Genomic DNA, 17,746 nt, shown 5'->3' with positions numbered 1-17,746 from the left:
CGGCGATGCCTCCGGAACGGGCTGTCGCGACCCTGGTCCCGCATGGAATGGTGCGGTGTACACACACTGCGGTGCACGCCAGGGGAGGGAGCCGCCGTGAGCGGTCCTGTGGAACGTACGGCCCGGTCATCGGCCGCGGCGGAGCCCGCGCGCCCACCCCGGCGCGGCCGGATCGTGGCCGCGCTGATGCTCGCCATGGCGCTCGCCGCGATGGACTCGACGATCATCTCGACGGCCGTCCCGCAGATCGTCGGGGACCTCGGCGGCCTCTCGGTGTTCTCCTGGCTCTTCTCCGGCTATCTGCTGGCCGTGACGGTGACGCTGCCGGTGTACGGCAAGCTCGCCGACACCTTCGGCCGCAAGCCGGTGCTGCTGGCGGGCATCGCGCTCTTCCTGCTCGGCTCACTGCTGTGCGCGGGCGCCTGGAACATGGCGAGCCTGATCGCCTTCCGGATCGTCCAGGGGCTGGGCGGCGGCGCGATCCAGGGCACCGTGCAGACCGTGGCCGCCGATCTGTACGGGCTGAAGGAACGCGGCCGCATACAGGCGGCGCTCTCCACCGTGTGGGCGGTCTCCGCCATCGCGGGACCGCTGGCCGGCGGCTTCCTCGCCGGGTACGGCGACTGGCGCTGGATCTTCCTGATCAACCTGCCGGTCGGCGCGGCCGCCCTCGTCCTCATCCTCCGCCACCTGCACGAGAACATCACCCGCACCCGCCACCGCATCGACTGGCCCGGCGCGGTCGCGCTGTTCCTCGCCGGCGGGCTGCTGCTCCTCGCCCTCGTCCAGGGCGGCATCGCGTGGGACTGGCTGTCCTGGCAGTCCCTCACTCTGTTCGGCGCCAGCGCCGTCTGCATCGCCGGCACGGTGGTGATCGAACGGCGCGCCGCCGAGCCGATCATCCCGGGCTGGGTCTGGCGGCGGCGGGTCATCGTCTCGGTGAACCTGGCGCTCGGCGCGCTCGGGCTGCTCATGATCGCGCCGACGGTCTTCCTGCCGACCTATGCCCAGACGGTCCTGGGGCTGGGGCCGGTCGCCGCCGGGTTCGTGCTGTCCGTCATGACGCTGAGCTGGCCGCTGTCGGCCGCCCTGAGCAGTCGCGTCTATCTGCGGATCGGCTTCCGCAACAGCGCCGTCATCGGCATGAGCTGCGCCACCGCGATCCTCGCCGCGTTCCCGCTGCTGCCGTACGGCGGGCCGGCCTGGCAGCCCGCGCTCATGATGCTGCTGCTCGGCGGCGCGCTCGGGCTCTTCCAACTGCCGCTGATCGTCGGTGTGCAGTCCACCGTCGGGTGGGCGGAGCGGGCCACGACGACCTCGTCGGTGCTCTTCTGCCGCCAGGTCGGCCAGAGCGTGGGCGCGGCGGTCTTCGGCGCCGTCGCCAACCACACGCTGGTCGCCCGGCTGGGCGCGGCGCCGGCTTCACTGACGCCGCCGGGCGGAGCGGCCGAGCCGGTGCGCCGGGCGGTGGCGGCCGCGGTCGACCACGTCTACGTGGGCGCCGCGGCGGCGGCCGGGGCGGCCGTGCTGGTGCTGCTGTTCGTCGCCCCGCGCCGCTTCCCCGTCCTGACGGACGGGGACTGACAACCCGTCCGTTCGGCCGGACAGGGCCTACTCCGGGGCCGGGCCCGGTTCCGGGACCGAGGGATCGTCGGGCAGCGGTCGGCCGGTGAGGGCCGCGAGGCTGCTGCGGACGTGGGCGAGGTGGGCGCGGATCTCCTCGCCGCGCTCCTCGTGCTCGCGCAGCTCCCGCTCGCTCTCCCGCCGGATGCGCTCCTCCCGCATCCGGGCCTCCGCGAGCAGGGCGGCCGCACGGGCCTCGGCGTCCTCCTGCCCGTGCCGCGCGAACTCCTCGGCCTCCGCGCGCGCCGTCCTGGCGTCCTCGAAGCGGCGCTCCGCGTAGCCGGTCAGCTCGCCGATCCGGCTGTCGACGCCGGCCTCGCGCTCGGCCATCTCGTGCTCGAAGGCGTCCAGCCGCTCGCGCTGCTCCTTCTCGAGCTCGGTGAGGGTGCGCGTGGTGTCCTGCCGGGTGGCCTCCAGGGCCTGTTCGGCCTCGCTGCGGACCGGTCCGGCCTCGGCCTGCGCTTCCGTGAGGATCTCGCCGGCGCGGCCGCGGGCCAGGTCGAGCACCCGGCCGGCCTGGTCCTCCGCGACGGCGCGCCGCTCGGCGGCGGCGGCCCTGGCCTCGTCCTGGAGGGCGCGGCGGGCGGTCTCCGCGGCGTCCCTGGCGTACTGGATCTCGTTCTCGGCGCGCTCCCTGACCGCCGCGGCCTCTTCCTGGACGAGGCGCAGCAGTTCCTGCGCGCTCGCGCTCAGCGTCTCGTAACTCGCCGGTCCGAGCGCGTCGACGGATTCCCGCAGCGCCTTGGCCTCGGTGTCCATCTCGTTCGCGAGAACAGTGAGCCGGGCGGCCCGCTCCCAGGCCGCGTCGCGGTCCTCGGACAGTTCCTCGAGGAAGCGTTCGACCTGTTCCACCCGGTAGCCGCGCCCGCGAACGGTGTCGAAGCCGTGAGGTGTTGCCGTGCTGCTCATGCGCTGCCCCTCGCCGTCCTTCCGAACCGTACTCTGTAATCCATTTTTGTCGATATGTCCGAATTGTGTATACCGCGACACTCCGACGTACCCCTACCCAACCCATCGCCCGTACATAGCGCGGCGGCCCGGGTCCGGATAATCCGGACCCGGGCCGCCCGGGGATCAGGACACAGCGGGGAGCGTCAGAGCAGGCCGTCCCACATCTGCTCGATCAGTACGGCCCACCAGTTGTCCGGCGAGGCGATCGCGGCCGGGTCCTGCGCCGCGAGCTGCGCCTGGAAGTCGACCGTCCAGCGGCCGGCCTGGTCGGGCGTGAGCCCGATCCGCAGCCGCCACATCCGCCCGAGCAGGGCGAGGCAGCGGGCGAACTCCGGCAGGCTGGAGTTCACGAACTGCGGCGGCACCGGCTGCCCGCCGGGGCCCGCTTCGAGCGGCACGGCGACGATGTGCGCGGTCCCGTACTGCACGCACAGCTGGCGCCCGAAGTCATTGCCCATGACCAGGTACGAGCCCGCGTCCGAGGCCGGCTGCACCCCGCGCTCCTGCGCCAGTTCGGCGAGCGTCGGCACCGGGCGGCCCGGCTGGGCCTGCGCCCAGAAGAACGGCCCGAAGTCGACCGGCAGCCCGGCCCACATCAGGGTCTGCGCGACGATGTCCGGCACGCCCTGGCGGGAGACCGCACGCTGGTCGAACCGGAACAGGCCCTGCGGCCCGAACGCCTGCGCCAGCTCGTGGCCGATCCCCTCGAGCGGAATCGGCGGTACCCGCTGGACCTGGTTCGGGTCCGGCATCGGCACCCGCTGCGGCTGCGGCCGCGCCGGCGCCGACGCGACCTGGTGAAGTTCGCCCTGGTGCGTCAGCAGATGCTGGACGCCCTGCTGGCGCGAGGCGTGCTCGCGGCCGTACGGGGCGGTGTGGCTGATCCGCACCTGGGGCCAGGTCTCGCGGATCATCCGGGCGCAGTAGCCGCCCGGCAGATCGCACGCCTCCAGCTCCGTGTGCAGCTCCAGCACCTGCTGCGGCGGCACGTTGAGCGCGCGCAGCTCGTGCAGGATCTGCCACTCCGGGTGTGGAGTGCCCGGCGCCGAGCGCCGGATGAGCTGCTGCTGCGAACCGTCGTGCGCGCGGTAGCTCAGGACGGCCATGTAGCCGGGACCGACCGTCGGCACACCGGCCGGCGGCTGCGGGTACCCGTAACCGCCGGGGGGCGGCGGGGCCGCGGCGCCGGGCGGCGGCGGTGGCGGCATGCCGGGGCCACCGGGGCCGCCGGGGTTCGGGCCGGCCAGCATCGTCGCGGCGTAGTGGGCACCGCCGGGGCCGGGCGGAGCCGGCGGAGCGCCGCGGCCACCACCGGGCACACCGGGCGGAGGCGGCGGACCACCAGGGCCCGAACCACCGATCACACCGGGAGGCGGCGGACCACCAGGACCGTTGGGAGCGCCGGGACCACCGACGCCAGGACCCGCGAGCATCGTCGCCGCGTAGTTGACGCCGCCGGAGGAGCCCTGAGCGGGCGGAGCGGGAGGCGGAGCGCCACGGCCACCACCGATCACCCCGGGAGGCGGCGGCGGACCGCCGGAACCACCAGGACCGCCGGGAGCACCCGGACCACCGACGCCAGGACCGGCCAGCATCGTCGCCGCGTAGTTCACACCGCCGGACGACGGCGGGCTGCCCGGAGTTCCGGGGGCACCGGGCGCTCCGGGAGCGGCCGGGCCGGGGTCGTTCGGGCCGCGCGCCGGCACCAGTTGCGTCGGCAGGTATCCCCCGCCGCCCGGAGCGCCGGGCGTACCCGGAGTTCCGGGCGCGTTCGGCGCGCTGGGCGGCGGCGGTGCGTCCGGGCTGCGCCGTACGGGTCCCGCGGACGGCACGCTGCCGCGCACCGCCTTCGCGGTCTCCGCGTCGGCGATGTCCGCGGCCGCGCTCCCGGACGTGCCGGGGCCGCCGGGTCCGCCCGGGGTCGCGAGACCCGCGGGCGGCGGCAGCGCCACGCCGGGGCCTGACGGCGGCGGCAGACCGGGACCGGCATAGCCGGGGCCCGGGGGGCGGCCGGGCCCGCCGGCGCCGGGCGTCGCGGGTGCGATCGGGAAGCCGGCGGCGCCTTCCGGCGGGGCGATGATCGTCGCGGGCAGCGAGCTGCCCTGCGGCATCAGTTCGGTCTTGGCCTCGGCGCCGGCCATCGGCGGCGGGGTGTGCGCCTCGTCGGAGTCGGAGATCGGCGGGGCGAAGACCGTGGCGGGGATGGGGACGGAGACGGAGTCGTCCCCGGCGCTGGTGGTGCGGCCGGACCAGGCGCCGGAGGAGATCTCGGCGGACGCCGGGGACGGCACCGGCGCGGGGGCCGGCACGACCGGTGCGTCGGGGGCTCCGGCCGCGGCCGGAGCCGCGCCGGGGCGACGGTCCGGGATGCCCATCTTGTCCGCCGCGTCCTGCAGCCACTGCGGTGGGCTGATCAGGAAGGACGTCGCCTCCAGATCGAGCCGCTGGGGCGGTGTCGGCGGGGCGTCGTTGGGCACCGCGCCGTACTCCTCCTCGTAGCGGCGGATGACCTCGCCGACCGGCAGACCCGGCCACAGCGTGGCCTCTCCGCTGTCCCGCGCGATGACCAGCCGCACCTGTCCGTCATCGCTCGACGGACCGTCCTCGCGGGGCTCGGACCAGGCGACGAAGCCCAGGTCGAACTCCCGCACCCGCACCTCGCGGGCCTGGTACGCCGGGACGTCACCGTTGATCCACCGCTCGGCGCGCTCCTGCGCCTGCGCGAAAGTGACCATTCCCTGCTTCACCCCTCCACCGGGACGGCACTGGCGAAGCCACCGTCCACCATCAGGTTCGCCACTGTCTCCAGCTCCGGCGGATTTCCCGCCAGCCGCAGCAGGAACGCGTCGAGCGAGTCACCGCACGGCAGCAGCAGCTCCGCGACCCGCTCCTGCGGGGACGACCAGTGGTCGCCGTCCCGCGCGTCGTCGTAGGCGCAGAACCAGACCGAACCGGTGCCGTCGCCCTTGACCTTCACCGCGAGCACCCCGCCCTGGACGTACCCGATGGCCAGGTAGTCCTTGGTGAAGTGGTCGCGCAGACATTTGTTGACGTACACGAGGTCGTTGACCGCGGCCTCGTCACGCACCGTGAAGAACGGCTGGTCCAGCAGCAGTCCCAGGTCCGGGTCGAGCGCGACCCCGGCCGGGGCGCAGCCGCCGGCCGCCTTCAGGAACGTGCGGTAGGCGCCGGGGAGCCGGTAGCCCAGCTCCTCCTCGACGTCCAGGACCTGCTGCTCGGTGATCGCCACACCGCTGTGGTGGGGCGTCGCCTTGGGCAGCCCGAAGTGCACCGGACGGGTCTCCTGGAGCGGGCGCGTGCCGCGCTTGGAGTGGTCGGCGGTCGAGACGGCGAGGCCGCCGTGGTGCCGCAGCAGGGCCTTGACCTCGACGGGGATCAGCTCCAGCCGCCGGGTGCCCGCAACGTGGTGCCAGGTCCAGCCGTGCGGGGTCGCGACGGGCGGCAGGCTGCCCCACAGCTCGTGTCCCGCGGCGTGCATCGCGGCGTTGGCCGACACATAGTCGGTCAGCCGGAGCTCGTCCACGCCGAAGCCCTCGGGCGGCTCCGCGATCTCCGCCGCCGCCCTCGCGAACGCGGAGAAGTCCGGGTAGCCGTCGTCGTCGACCCAGACACCCTGGGGGTGCCGGGCGGCGCGCACCGGGTCCGGGAAGTGCACGACCTGACCGGCGTAGGCCGCGTTCGGTGGCACGGTCCGTCCCCCGGTCCGGGGGCTGGGAGGTGCCCCCAGCCCTGGCCGACCTGTCGTCATGGCGGTTGCCCCCTGCTGCGTCTGGCTGATGAGCACAGCCTATGGGGTGTGGCAAGTTCGGCTTCCGCCCCCGTCCGGGTCAGCCGGCGGCCTCCGCGGCCTTCAGGTTCGCGTCCTGCTTGCGGGCGATGACGAGGGGCGCGTCGCCCGCCTGGCCGGTCCCCTTCACCGACAGATACGTGACGCTGGCGTCGCCGGTGCGCACGACGGTGACCAGTGCCGTGCCGCCCTCCTTGTCGCTGGTGTCCGACATCACGTACGCCACGGCCTCGTCGCCGACGGTGACCGCGGGGCCCTTCCGGATCGTGAACGGGATCTTCTTGCCGGTGCCGTCGGTGGCCGTGAAACCGGTGCACTTGTCCAGCGCCTGCCGGATGTCGGCCACCATCTTCCCGGCCTCACCGGGGGCGTGGCTGGCGAGCAGCAGCTGGGTCAGCTCGACGCCGGCCGGCAGGTTGCCCGGGTCGATCTTGCCGACCGAGGCGCCGACGAACGCCTTGCGCGCGTACTTCGGCCGGGTGCTGGGCGGATCGGCGAGCGGCTGGCACTCGGGCTTGTCCGTCGTCATCACGTCGTCGGGGCTCATCGCCTCGTTCTTCGACGCTTCGATCTTGTAGCCGGGCACTTCGGTGTCCTTGACCAGCGCCGCCCTCAACTGTGCCGCGTTCAGCGGTGCCTTGGCGGCCCCCGTCGAGGACCCGGCCGCGGACGTCGCGGGAGCCGTCGTGGCGCCGTCCTTGCCCTTCCCGTCGCCGCTCCCGCCGTCATCGCCGGAGCAGGCCCCGGCCAGTGCGAGGACGGGCAGCACGGCGGCGGCCGTGACGGCTTGGCGGATACGGACATTGGTGCGAGTGGTGGTGCGGGACCGAGTGCGCATGCGGGCAACTCTCCCTCGTGGACGGAACGTTCCGCCCGCGAATGCGAGCTGCGGCCCATCCTTCCGGCCCATCTGCTGCCCCGTCCAAGCCGTTTCCACTCCGCCGACGATCCGTCACACCACGGTGACATGGGACACACAGGATGTTCCGCACACCGCACCCGACTTCCCCACCTCCTGACACCTTTGGCACTCTGAGTCTTGTAAACGGGGGATCGCCCGCTCCGGCGGGCGGACAGGAGGACGCACCACCATGCAGACAACGGATGCCGCGGACCCGCGGCTCACCTGGAGTGCCATGGGCGCCGACACCGCGGGGCCCCCTGTTCTGCGGCACCGGCGGGACGGCATCCTGCCGGCCGTCGCCGCCGCGCTGTCGATCCGCGACGAGGTGCTGACCTGCACCGGGAGCAAGGCCGAGCAGGCGCCGGCGCTGCATCCGATCGTCCAGGACTTCCTCGACACCCTGCCGGTCGCCCAGCGCGAGCGCTTCACCGGACGCTGTCCGGAGCCCGTGCTGCTCTCCCGGTTCCTCTCCGCCGTGGACGCCTCGCGCAGCAAGCGCGCGGCCCGCAAGCCGCTCACGCAGAGTGAGGCCCGTAAGGCATTGCGTGGCGCGCGGCTCACCGCCCGCCGTATACGCGAGGACGGTGACCCCGAGCACGGCTCGTACGCCCCGCCCTGCCGCTCCTGCGCGCCGCTGCTGGCGCATTTCGGCGTGCGGCCGGTCGATCCGTCGGCGGAGGCGGCGTGAGCGACCCGAACGCCCTGCGGGACCCGAACAGCGTGAACGGGGTGAACCACGCCGCCGGTATGCCGAGCTCCCCGAGCACCCGGTTCCCGGTCGGTGTGGACGCCGCTCTGCGGTCGGCCGGCTGGCAGCCCGGCCGCTGGGACATCAAGCAGGCCGAGGTGTGGGCGGACGCGCTGCGCGCGCACTCCTCCCCCGCCGGGCACACCCACGCCGTCTCCCCGGCGGCCGTGGAGGCCTGGGCGGAGTTCGGCGGCCTCGCCATACCCGCCACCACCGGCCCCGGCCGGCAGATCGCCCCGACGCCGGTCCTGGTCAACCCGCTGCGCGGGCTCCATCTCGCCAGGACCCTCGCCGACCTCGGCCGGGCGCTGGAGACCGAGGTGTCCCCGCTCGGCGAGGAGATGGGCTCGGGCTCGCTGCTCGCGATCGACGCGAACGGCCATGTCTACGCCATCGACCACACCGGGGACTGGTACCTCGGCGCCGACATCGACAGCGCCCTGACGACCCTGGTCGGCGGCGGCCGGCCGGACCGGCTGACCACCGCCTGACGCCCGCCCGGCACGCCCTCCCGACACGCCCGCCCGCCCGGGCCTTGGTCGGGCCTTGGTCGGGCCTTGGTCGGCCGCCGGGCCCGTCCGCTCAGCCGGCGGCCGGCGGTCCGGTGGGCACCGCGACGACGGGCAGCGCCGGGATCATGGCGGAGACCCGGAAGCCGCCGGCCTCGGTGTGACCCGCCACGAAGCCGCCGCCGAGCGCGGTGACGCGCTCCTTCATCCCGACGAGGCCGTGGCCGCCGCTGGGCAGGGCCGCGGCGGGTGAGCCGTCGGACGGGCCGTTCTGGACGCGGACGGCGACCTCGGCGTCCCGGTAGGCGAGCCGGACCTCGGTACTGGCGCCCGGCGCGTGCTTGTGCACGTTGGTCAGGGCCTCCTGGACGACGCGGTACGCGGTCCGCTCGACCTGGTCCTCGCACGACCGGACCTCGCCCTCGACGGTCAGCTCGACCCGCATCCCCGCCGCCCGGGACTCCTCGACGAGCGCCTCCAGCCGGGCGAGGCACGGACCGTCCGGCTGCGGCCCGTCGGCCCGGTGCCCGGTGCCCGCCCCGTCGGACGGTCCGACGGCGGTACGCGCCGCCCCGGAAGCGTTACCGCTGCCCAGCTCCGTGAAGGCGAGGGTGCTTCCGGTGCCCGCCCCGTTCACCACCTGGGCCGTCCGCAGGACGCCCAGCATCTGGCGCAGCTCGTTGAGCGCCTGCCGCCCCATGTCCCCCAGCAGCTCCGCGCTCGCGGACGCCTTCTCCGGGTCCTTCAGGGCGACGGCCTTGAGCGCCGCCGCGTGCACCACCATCAGGCTCACCCGGTGCGCGACCACGTCGTGCATCTCCCGGGCGATCCGGGTCCGCTCGTCGGAACGGGCCCGTTCCGCCCGCTCCGTCGCCTTCTCGGCGAGCAGCGTCAGCTCCCGCTCCAGACCGTCGGCACGTTCCCGCAGGCTCTCCACCAGCCGGCGCCGGGCCCGGACGTACAGCCCGAGCAGCACCGGCGGCGCGGTCAGCCCGAGGGCCATCAGGACCGAGGTGATCACGATGACCGGCATCGGGGTGTTGCTGTCCTGCCGCAGGCTGTCGCGCATCTGGATGAACGCGACGATCATCGTGCCGACCCCGGTCATCCCGGCCAGGGTCGCGGTGATGCGGCGCGGGACCTCGGAGGCCGCCAGCGTGTAGAGGCCGACGATGCCGAGCAGGAAGCCGAGCTGCGCGGGTGTCACCGCGATGGCGATCAGGACGATCGCGATCGGCCAGCGGCGGCGGAACAGCAGCGACGCGCCGACGAGCAGCCCGAAGACGGCGCCGATGCCGGGTTCGATCCCGGTCTTCTCCGCGAAGGACGCGCCTTCGACGAAGCATTCGAGCGCCGACACAGCGGCCAGCGTCGCGTCGAGCACGAGGCTGCGCCGCCTCGGCCACCACCACGGGCCGGGCCGTGCCCGGCCCCCGCCCCTGTCATCCGGTACGTGCGCCCCCGTCGTACTCATACGGTCCAGCCTAGGCCGTGTGCCGTCCGGGCAGGGGTCCGGTGTCCTGGGGCGGCCAGGGGGGCGGCCGTCGGCGCATAGGGGTGTCCGCCAGATGGGCGGGGGCCGTGGCCGGCGGTGACCCGACCTATCCTGGTCGGGTCGGACAGCGCGGTCCGCCCCACTCCGCCCATCCACCGGCGGGGAGATCAGCCGTCGCCCATCCCCTGCACTAGGAGCCGCACCTGTGAGCAGCGCCGACAACGCAACGGACAGCCCAGCCCTGCGCGCCGACATCCGCCGGCTGGGCGAACTCCTCGGCGGAACGCTGGTCCGCCAGGAGGGCCAGGAGCTACTCGACCTCGTCGAGAAGGTGCGGGCCCTGACCCGCTCCGACGGCGAGGCCGCCGCCGCCCTCCTCGGGAAGACGGACCTGCAGACCGCCGCGAAGCTGGTGCGGGCCTTCTCCACCTATTTCAACCTGGCGAACGTCACCGAGCAGGTGCACCGCGGCCGTGAGCTGCGGGCCCGCCGCGCCTCCGAGGGCGGTCTGCTCAGCCAGACGGCGGACCTGATGAAGGACGCCGACCCGGACCACATCCGCGAGACCGTCAAGCACCTCAATGTGCGGCCGGTGTTCACCGCGCACCCCACCGAGGCGGCCCGCCGCAGCGTGCTGAACAAGCTGCGCCGCATCGCCGAGCTGCTCGACGCGCACCAGGACGGCACCGGTGACCGCCGCCGCGCCGACCTGCGGCTGGCCGAGAACATCGACCTGCTGTGGCAGACCGACGAGCTGCGCGTGGTGCGCCCGGAGCCCGCGGACGAGGCGCGCAACGCGATCTACTACCTCGACGAGCTGCACGCGGGGGCCGTCGGCGACGTCCTGGAGGACCTGTCGGCCGAGCTGGAGCGGGTCGGTGTGCCGCTGCCGCCCGAGACCCGCCCGCTGACCTTCGGCACCTGGATCGGCGGCGACCGCGACGGCAACCCGAACGTGACCCCCGAGGTCACCTGGGACGTCCTGATCCTGCAGCACGAGCACGGCATCACCGACGCCCTGGAACTGGTCGACTCCCTGCGCGGCGCGCTCTCCAACTCGATCCGCAACTGCGGCGCGACCCCGGAGCTGCTCACCTCGCTCGACGCCGACCTGGCGGCGCTTCCGGAGATCAGCCCGCGCTACAAGCGGCTGAACGCCGAGGAGCCGTACCGCCTCAAGGCCACCTGCGTCCGGCAGAAGCTCGTCAACACCCGCGAGCGGCTCGCCGCGGGCAGCACGCACGTCCCGGGCCGCGACTACCTGGGCAGCGCGGAGCTGCTGCAGGACCTCGCGCTCATCCAGACCTCGCTGCGCGCCAACCGCGGTGAGCTGATGGCGGACGGCCGGATGGAACGCACCATCCGCACGCTCGCCGCGTTCGGGCTGCAGCTGGCCACGATGGACGTGCGCGAGCACGCGGACGCCCACCACCACGCGCTCGGCCAGCTCTTCGACCGGCTCGGCGAGGAGTCCTGGCGGTACGCGGACATGCCGCGCGACTACCGGCGCAAGCTGCTCGCGAAGGAGCTGCGCTCCCGCCGTCCGCTGGCCGGCACCCCGGCCCCGCTGGACGCGGCCGGCGCGAAGACCCTCGGTGTCTTCCACACCATCCGCGAGGCGTTCGGGCGCTTCGGCCCTGAGGTCGTCGAGTCGTACATCATCTCGATGTGCCAGGGCGCGGACGACGTCTTCGCCGCGGCGGTGCTGGCCCGTGAGGCCGGTCTGATCGATCTGCACGGCGGCGTCGCCCAGATCGGCATCGTCCCGCTGCTGGAGACGACGGACGAGCTGAAGGAGGCGGACCGGATCCTCGACGAGATGCTCGCCGACCCGTCGTACCGCCGGCTGGTCTCGCTGCGCGGCGATGTGCAGGAGGTCATGCTCGGGTACTCCGACTCCTCCAAGTTCGGCGGCATCACCACCTCGCAGTGGGAGATCCACCGTGCCCAGCGCCGGCTGCGCGATGTCGCGCACCGCTACGGCGTACGGCTGCGGCTGTTCCACGGCCGCGGCGGCACCGTCGGCCGTGGCGGCGGTCCCTCGCACACCGCGATCCTCGCGCAGCCGTGGGGCACGCTGGAGGGCGAGATCAAGGTGACCGAGCAGGGCGAGGTCATCTCCGACAAGTACCTGATCCCGTCGCTGGCCCGCGAGAACCTCGAACTGACCGTCGCGGCGACGCTGCAGGCCTCCGCGCTGCACACCTCGCCGCGCCAGTCCGACGAGGCGCTGGCCCGCTGGGACGCGGCGATGGACACCATCTCGGACGCGGCGCACAACGCGTACCGGCACCTCGTCGAGGACCCGGACCTGCCGTCGTACTTCTTCGCCTCCACCCCGGTGGACCAGCTCGCCGAGCTGCACCTGGGCTCCCGTCCGTCCCGCCGCCCGGACTCCGGCGCGGGCCTGGACGGGCTGCGGGCCATCCCGTGGGTGTTCGGCTGGACGCAGTCCCGGCAGATCGTCCCGGGCTGGTTCGGCGTCGGCTCCGGGCTCAAGGCCGCGCGGGACGCCGGTCTCGGCTCGGTCATCGACGAGGCGCACGCCAACTGGCACTTCTTCCGCAACTTCCTGTCCAACGTCGAGATGACGCTGGCCAAGACGGATCTGCGGATCGCCCGGCACTACGTGGACAGCCTGGTGCCCGACGAGCTGAAGCACGTCTTCGACACCATCGAGGCCGAGCACGCGCTCACCGTCCAGGAGGTGCTGCGGATCACCGGTGAGAAGGAGCTGCTGGCCGGCGATCCGGCGCTGGCGCAGACGTTCCACATCCGCGACCAGTACCTCGACCCGATCTCGTACCTCCAGGTCGCCCTGCTCTCGCGCCAGCGCGAGGCGGCGGCCCGGGGCGAGGAGCCGGACCCGCTGCTGTCGCGGGCCCTGCTGCTGACCGTCAACGGCGTGGCGGCGGGTCTCCGCAACACCGGCTGACCCGGCCCGGAACGTACGAAGGCCCCCGGACCGCGGTCCGGGGGCCTTCGCCGTTCAGCTCTTGCGGTGCCCGATCAGCCGCGGCTTGGGCTCGATGCCCGACAGCCCGTTCCAGGACAGGTTCACCAGGTGGGCGGCGACCTCGGCCTTCTCGGGCCGCTGCGGTGCGTCGAGCCACCACTGGCCGGTCAGGGCCACCATGCCGACGAGCGCCTGGGCGTACATCGGCGCGAGCTTGGGTTCGAAGCCGCGGTTCTTGAACTCCATGCCGAGGATGTCCTCGACCTGGGTGGCGATGTCGCTGATCAGGGACGCGAAGGTGCCGGTGGACTGGGCGACGGGCGAATCCCGGACGAGGATCCGGAACCCGTCGGTGTACTGCTCGATGTAGTCGAGCAGCGCGAACGCCGCCTGTTCCAGGAGTTCCCTCGGATGGCCGCCGGTGAGAGCGCTGGTGACCATGTCCAGGAGCCGGCGCATCTCACGGTCGACGACGACGGCGTAGAGCCCTTCCTTGCCGCCGAAGTGCTCGTAGACCACCGGTTTGGACACCCCGGCCTTATGGGCGATCTCCTCGACCGAGGTGCCTTCGAAGCCGCGTTCGGCGAAGAGCGTGCGGCCGATGTCGAGCAGTTGCTCGCGGCGCTCCTTGCCCGTCATCCGTACCCGGCGCGCGCGCCGAGCGTTCGTACCCGTCGTTCCGTTCGGGCCCTCGCCGCTCGTACTGCTGCCGTCGCTCACGCGTCAATCATGCCGCTTCACTGACGCTCTCCTTACGCCGGGCGGCGATCCGCTCCTTGCTGGGCCACCGGACGTCACTCGCCCAGCCGAGCTGTTCGCACCAGCGGATGATGCGGGCGCTGGAGTCGAGCTGGCCGCGCAGCACGCCGTGCCGGGCCGAGGTGGGCTCGGCGTGGTGCAGGTTGTGCCAGGACTCGCCGCAGGACAGCACGGCCAGCCACCACACGTTGCCGGACCGGTCACGGGACTTGAACGGGCGGTCGCCGACGGCGTGGCAGATGGAGTTGATCGACCAGGTGACGTGGTGGAGCAGGCCGACCCGGATGAGCGATCCCCAGAAGAACGCGGTGAACGCGCCGGTCCAGCTCATCGTCACCAGTCCGCCGACGAGCGGCGGGATCGCGAGCGAGACGAGGGTGAAGAGCAGGAACTGCCGGGAGATCATCCTGATCGCCGGGTCCTTCATCAGGTCCGGCGCGTACTTCTCCTGCGGGGTCCGCTCGGTGTCGAACATCCAGCCGATGTGGGCCCACCACAGGCCCTTCATGAGGGCCGGCACGGTCTCGCCGTAGCGCCACGGCGAGTGCGGGTCGCCGTCGGCGTCGGAGTACTTGTGGTGCTTGCGGTGGTCCGCGACCCAGCGCACGACCGGGCCCTCGACGGCCAGCGAACCGGCGACCGCGAGCGCGATCCGCAGCGGGCGCTTGGCCTTGAAGGCGCCGTGCGTGAAGTACCGGTGGAATCCGATGGTGATGCCGTGGCAGCCGATGTAGTACATGCCGACCATCAGACCGAGGTCCAGCCAGCTCATCCCCCAGCCCCAGGCCAGCGGGATCGCGGCGACCAGCGCCACGAAGGGGACGCCGATGAAGGCGCCGAGGGTGATGCGCTCGGTCATCCCCTTGTTGTCGCCACCGAGGGTGGCGAGGGTTACGAATTGGCCGGGCCCGGGGTCTCGGGGCTCGGTGATCACGTCGGCCTGTGCGGTCATGAGGGTCCCTCACCGGGGGTGTATGGGGGATTTACTACGGAACCGTAACCTACGGCGACGTAAGTATGTCAGCGTCGCGTCGACAGGCAATAGGCCCGGAGGGCTGACGCCCCGTGGCTAGGTGTACCCCGGAACCTCGTCGCGTTCACGTGGTCGCTTGCGGCATAGTAGGGACGCGCAGGCGCGCTCAGGCGCGTCGGTCCGCCGTGGTGTAATTGGCAGCACCGGGGCTTTTGGTGCCCTTTGTCCGGGTTCGAGTCCTGGCGGCGGAGCTTGTGGTAGCGGGTCCCGGTCTTCATGGTCGGGACCCGCCCGTGTTTCCCCGCCCATACCCCCCGGTATCCTGCGGGTGTCCGTCACCCAAAGCCGAGGAGCCCCTTCCGTGAGCCCCAACCGCCCGGCTGCTGTCGTCGTCCTCGCCGCGGGTGAGGGCACCCGCATGAAGTCGGCCCTCCCCAAGGTTCTGCACGCCATCTGCGGGCGCACCCTGGTCGGCCATGTCGTGGCCGCCTCGCGCGCGCTCGACCCGGAACACCTCGTCGTGGTCGTCGGCCATGCCCGCGAGCAGGTGAGCGCCCATCTCGCCGAGATCGACCCCGCCGCCCGCACCGCCGTGCAGGACCAGCAGCTCGGCACCGGGCACGCGGTCCGGATGGCCCTGGAGGCGCTGTCGGCGCAGGGCGTCGTCCTCGCCGGCACGGTCGTGATCACCTGCGGCGACACCCCGCTGCTCACCGCCGGGACCCTGCGGTCGCTGGTCGCGACGCACGAGGGCGACGGCAACGCCGTCACCGTGCTGTCCGCCGCGGTGCCGGACCCGGCCGGCTACGGCCGGATCGTGCGGGCCGCCGACGGCTCGGTGTCCGGGATCGTCGAGACCAAGGACGCCAACGAGGCCCAACTGGCCATCGCCGAGATCAACTCCGGGGTCTTCGCCTTCGACGCGCAGCTGCTCGCCGACGCGCTCGGCAAGGTCACGACGGACAACGCGCAGGGCGAGGAGTACCTCACGGACACCCTCGGCATCCTGCGCGAGGCCGGCCACCGGGTGGGCGCCGCGGTCGCCGCGGACCACCGCGAGATCGCCGGGATCAACAACCGGGTGCAGCTCGCCGAGGCCCGCCGCACCCTCAACGACCGGCTGCTCAACGAGGCGATGCTGGCCGGCGCCACCATCGTCGACCCGGCCTCGACCTGGGTCGACGTGGCCGTCGAGTTCGCGCCCGACACCCTGGTGCTCCCCAACACCCAGCTGTACGGGTCCACCAGCCTGGCCACGGGCGCCGAGGTCGGCCCGAACTGCACGCTGACCGACACCACCGTGGGCGCGGGCGCCCAGGTGAGCAACACGGTCGCGCAGAGCGCCGAGATCGGCGAGCACGCCACCGTCGGCCCGTTCGCCTTCCTGCGCCCCGGCACCCGGCTCGGCGCGAAGGCGAAGGCCGGCACGTACGTCGAGATGAAGAACGCGACGATCGGCGAGGGCACCAAGGTCCCGCACCTGTCGTACGTGGGCGACGCGACGATCGGCGAGTACACGAACATCGGCGCCGCGAGCGTCTTCGTGAACTACGACGGCGAGGTCAAGCACCACACCACGATCGGCAGCTACTGCAAGACCGGCTCCGACAACATGTTCGTGGCGCCGGTCACAGTCGGGGACGGCGCCTACACCGCCGCGGGCTCCGTGATCACCAAGGACGTACCGGCCGGTTCGCTGGCCGTAGCCCGTGGCCAGCAACGGAACATCGAGGGCTGGGTCGCCCGCAAGCGCCCCGGGAGCGCCGCCGCGGAGGCCGCCGAACGAGCCGCTCAGGGTGAGTAACGGCACTCCCGCCGGGTCACGACCCGGCCCGGCGGGGCGTACCGTAAGAGATGCACAGAATGCCGCAGGTCGACGTCCACAGGACGAACCCGCGAACTGAGTCTTAACTGAGTCTTCACGGGGGTTGCCCCCGAAACCCCCGTAGACCCGTACAACCAAGGAGACGGTGTGACCGGGCTCAAGACGACCGGTGAGAAGAAGCTGATGCTCTTCTCCGGACGCGCTCATCCGGAACTCGCGGAGGAGGTGGCCCACCAGCTCGGTGTCGACCTCGTCCCGACCAAGGCGTTCGACTTCGCGAACGGCGAGATCTACGTCCGCTTCGAGGAGTCCGCGCGCGGCAGCGACGCGTTCGTGATCCAGAGCCACACCGCTCCGATCAACAAGTGGATCATGGAACAGCTGATCATGATCGATGCGCTGAAGCGGGCCTCCGCCAAGCGCATCACCGTGATCCTGCCGTTCTACGGCTACGCCCGCCAGGACAAGAAGCACCGTGGCCGCGAGCCGATCTCGGCCCGGCTGATGGCGGACCTGTTCAAGACCGCGGGTGCCGACCGGCTGCTCGCCGTGGACCTGCACGCCTCGCAGATCCAGGGCTTCTTCGACGGCCCGGTGGACCACCTCATCGCGCTGCCGATGCTGGCGGACTACGTGGGCGCCAAGGTCGACCGCTCCAAGCTCACCATCGTCTCCCCGGACGCCGGCCGCGTCCGCGTGGCCGACAACTGGTGCGACCGGCTCGGTGCCCCGCTGGCGATCGTCCACAAGCGCCGCGACCCCAACATCGCGAACCAGGTGACGGTCCACGAGGTCGTCGGTGACGTCAAGGGCCGCATCTGCGTGCTCGTCGACGACATGATCGACACCGGTGGCACCATCTGCGCGGCCGCGGACGCCCTGTTCGCGAACGGCGCCGAGGACGTCATCGTGGCGTCGACGCACGGTGTGCTCTCCGGCCCGGCCGCCGACCGGCTGAAGAACTCGCAGGTGAGCGAGTTCATCTTCACCAACTCGCTGCCGACCCCGGGCGAGCTGGAGCTGGACAAGATCACGGTGCTGTCGATCGCCCCGACGCTCGCCTCCGCGATCCGCGAGGTCTTCGAGGACGGCTCGGTCACCAGCCTCTTCGACGGCGCCTCGCACTGACCGCTGATCGACCGCACGCGCTGAGCGTGCGTTGATCGATTTCGTCAAGGCCTCCCCGCCGGGTAGA

General features: G+C 72.6%; 13 protein-coding genes and 1 tRNA gene. 7 read left to right on the top strand and 7 right to left on the bottom strand.

Features of this window, described 5'->3' with window-relative positions:
* Window positions 1-42: 42 nt before the first annotated feature.
* The gene (locus LNW73_RS19715) at window positions 43-1,584 is read left to right on the top strand and encodes an MFS transporter (protein ID WP_374118137.1); all 1,542 of its coding nucleotides are present in this window, start codon (window positions 43-45) and stop codon (window positions 1,582-1,584) included.
* Between the two features lie 27 nt (window positions 1,585-1,611).
* Here LNW73_RS19715 and LNW73_RS19710 read toward each other — a convergent pair whose 3' ends face one another.
* The 4 genes from LNW73_RS19710 to LNW73_RS19695 form a co-directional block, all read right to left on the bottom strand.
* Window positions 1,612-2,532 carry a cellulose-binding protein gene (locus tag LNW73_RS19710; RefSeq protein ID WP_250990806.1) on the bottom strand — a complete coding sequence of 307 codons (921 nt, stop codon included), beginning with the start codon at window positions 2,530-2,532 and terminating at the stop codon, window positions 1,612-1,614.
* Window positions 2,533-2,717: 185 nt separating this feature from the next.
* A complete protein-coding gene (locus LNW73_RS19705; RefSeq protein ID WP_250990805.1) occupies window positions 2,718-5,309 on the bottom strand; it encodes an SUKH-4 family immunity protein in 2,592 nt (863 codons plus the stop codon).
* A gap of 8 nt (window positions 5,310-5,317) precedes the next feature.
* Window positions 5,318-6,343 carry an SMI1/KNR4 family protein gene (locus LNW73_RS19700; protein WP_250976228.1) on the bottom strand — a complete coding sequence of 342 codons (1,026 nt, stop codon included), beginning with the start codon at window positions 6,341-6,343 and terminating at the stop codon, window positions 5,318-5,320.
* Window positions 6,344-6,422: 79 nt separating this feature from the next.
* Window positions 6,423-7,220 (bottom strand): sensor domain-containing protein, encoded by a 798-nt coding sequence (locus LNW73_RS19695; RefSeq protein ID WP_250990804.1) that lies wholly within the window; start codon window positions 7,218-7,220, stop codon window positions 6,423-6,425.
* A gap of 253 nt (window positions 7,221-7,473) precedes the next feature.
* Between LNW73_RS19695 and LNW73_RS19690 the strand changes: the two genes are divergently transcribed.
* Together LNW73_RS19690 and LNW73_RS19685 are read left to right on the top strand one after the other, a co-directional pair.
* A complete protein-coding gene (locus tag LNW73_RS19690; RefSeq protein WP_250990803.1) occupies window positions 7,474-7,974 on the top strand; it encodes a YwqJ-related putative deaminase in 501 nt (166 codons plus the stop codon).
* Between the two features lie 59 nt (window positions 7,975-8,033).
* Window positions 8,034-8,525 (top strand): SUKH-3 domain-containing protein, encoded by a 492-nt coding sequence (locus LNW73_RS19685; protein WP_250980193.1) that lies wholly within the window; start codon window positions 8,034-8,036, stop codon window positions 8,523-8,525.
* 91 nt (window positions 8,526-8,616) lie between these two features.
* Here LNW73_RS19685 and LNW73_RS19680 read toward each other — a convergent pair whose 3' ends face one another.
* Window positions 8,617-10,017: a histidine kinase gene (locus tag LNW73_RS19680; RefSeq protein WP_250990802.1), complete on the bottom strand. Its 1,401-nt coding sequence runs from the start codon at window positions 10,015-10,017 to the stop codon at window positions 8,617-8,619.
* A gap of 226 nt (window positions 10,018-10,243) precedes the next feature.
* On the opposite strand from LNW73_RS19680, the gene ppc reads away from it, so the two are divergent.
* The gene (gene ppc / locus LNW73_RS19675; protein WP_250990801.1) at window positions 10,244-12,973 is read left to right on the top strand and encodes a phosphoenolpyruvate carboxylase; all 2,730 of its coding nucleotides are present in this window, start codon (window positions 10,244-10,246) and stop codon (window positions 12,971-12,973) included.
* 54 nt (window positions 12,974-13,027) lie between these two features.
* Here ppc and LNW73_RS19670 read toward each other — a convergent pair whose 3' ends face one another.
* Together LNW73_RS19670 and LNW73_RS19665 are read right to left on the bottom strand one after the other, a co-directional pair.
* Complete coding sequence (locus tag LNW73_RS19670) at window positions 13,028-13,633, bottom strand: TetR/AcrR family transcriptional regulator (protein WP_138354766.1); 606 nt, start codon at window positions 13,631-13,633, stop codon at window positions 13,028-13,030.
* An 88-nt stretch (window positions 13,634-13,721) separates the two neighbouring features.
* Entirely contained in the window at window positions 13,722-14,705 is a 984-nt protein-coding gene (locus tag LNW73_RS19665) for an acyl-CoA desaturase (RefSeq protein ID WP_250976233.1), read from the bottom strand.
* Window positions 14,706-14,905: 200 nt separating this feature from the next.
* On the opposite strand from LNW73_RS19665, the gene LNW73_RS19660 reads away from it, so the two are divergent.
* From LNW73_RS19660 to LNW73_RS19650, 3 genes are all read left to right on the top strand, one after another.
* Window positions 14,906-14,977 (top strand) — tRNA-Gln (locus LNW73_RS19660).
* Between the two features lie 110 nt (window positions 14,978-15,087).
* Entirely contained in the window at window positions 15,088-16,530 is a 1,443-nt protein-coding gene (gene glmU, locus LNW73_RS19655; RefSeq protein WP_250990800.1) for a bifunctional UDP-N-acetylglucosamine diphosphorylase/glucosamine-1-phosphate N-acetyltransferase GlmU, read from the top strand.
* Window positions 16,531-16,698: 168 nt separating this feature from the next.
* Window positions 16,699-17,679 (top strand): ribose-phosphate diphosphokinase, encoded by a 981-nt coding sequence (locus tag LNW73_RS19650; protein WP_250976235.1) that lies wholly within the window; start codon window positions 16,699-16,701, stop codon window positions 17,677-17,679.
* Window positions 17,680-17,746 lie beyond the last annotated feature (67 nt).

The organism is Streptomyces sp. RKAG337 (genome assembly GCF_023701715.1).
Lineage (GTDB): Bacteria > Actinomycetota > Actinomycetes > Streptomycetales > Streptomycetaceae > Actinacidiphila.
The sequence above is the reverse complement of the archived record's forward strand: the minus strand, read 5'-3'. Positions and strand labels throughout refer to the sequence as shown.

Coding starts and splice junctions, on each gene's coding strand:
- LNW73_RS19715 (WP_374118137.1), top strand. CDS start 43: ATGGAATGGTGCGGTGTACACACACTGCGGTGCACGCCAGGGGAGGGA.
- LNW73_RS19710 (WP_250990806.1), bottom strand. CDS start 2,532: ATGAGCAGCACGGCAACACCTCACGGCTTCGACACCGTTCGCGGGCGC.
- LNW73_RS19705 (WP_250990805.1), bottom strand. CDS start 5,309: ATGGTCACTTTCGCGCAGGCGCAGGAGCGCGCCGAGCGGTGGATCAAC.
- LNW73_RS19700 (WP_250976228.1), bottom strand. CDS start 6,343: ATGACGACAGGTCGGCCAGGGCTGGGGGCACCTCCCAGCCCCCGGACC.
- LNW73_RS19695 (WP_250990804.1), bottom strand. CDS start 7,220: ATGCGCACTCGGTCCCGCACCACCACTCGCACCAATGTCCGTATCCGC.
- LNW73_RS19690 (WP_250990803.1), top strand. CDS start 7,474: ATGCAGACAACGGATGCCGCGGACCCGCGGCTCACCTGGAGTGCCATG.
- LNW73_RS19685 (WP_250980193.1), top strand. CDS start 8,034: ATGCCGAGCTCCCCGAGCACCCGGTTCCCGGTCGGTGTGGACGCCGCT.
- LNW73_RS19680 (WP_250990802.1), bottom strand. CDS start 10,017: ATGAGTACGACGGGGGCGCACGTACCGGATGACAGGGGCGGGGGCCGG.
- LNW73_RS19670 (WP_138354766.1), bottom strand. CDS start 13,633: ATGACGGGCAAGGAGCGCCGCGAGCAACTGCTCGACATCGGCCGCACG.
- LNW73_RS19665 (WP_250976233.1), bottom strand. CDS start 14,705: ATGACCGCACAGGCCGACGTGATCACCGAGCCCCGAGACCCCGGGCCC.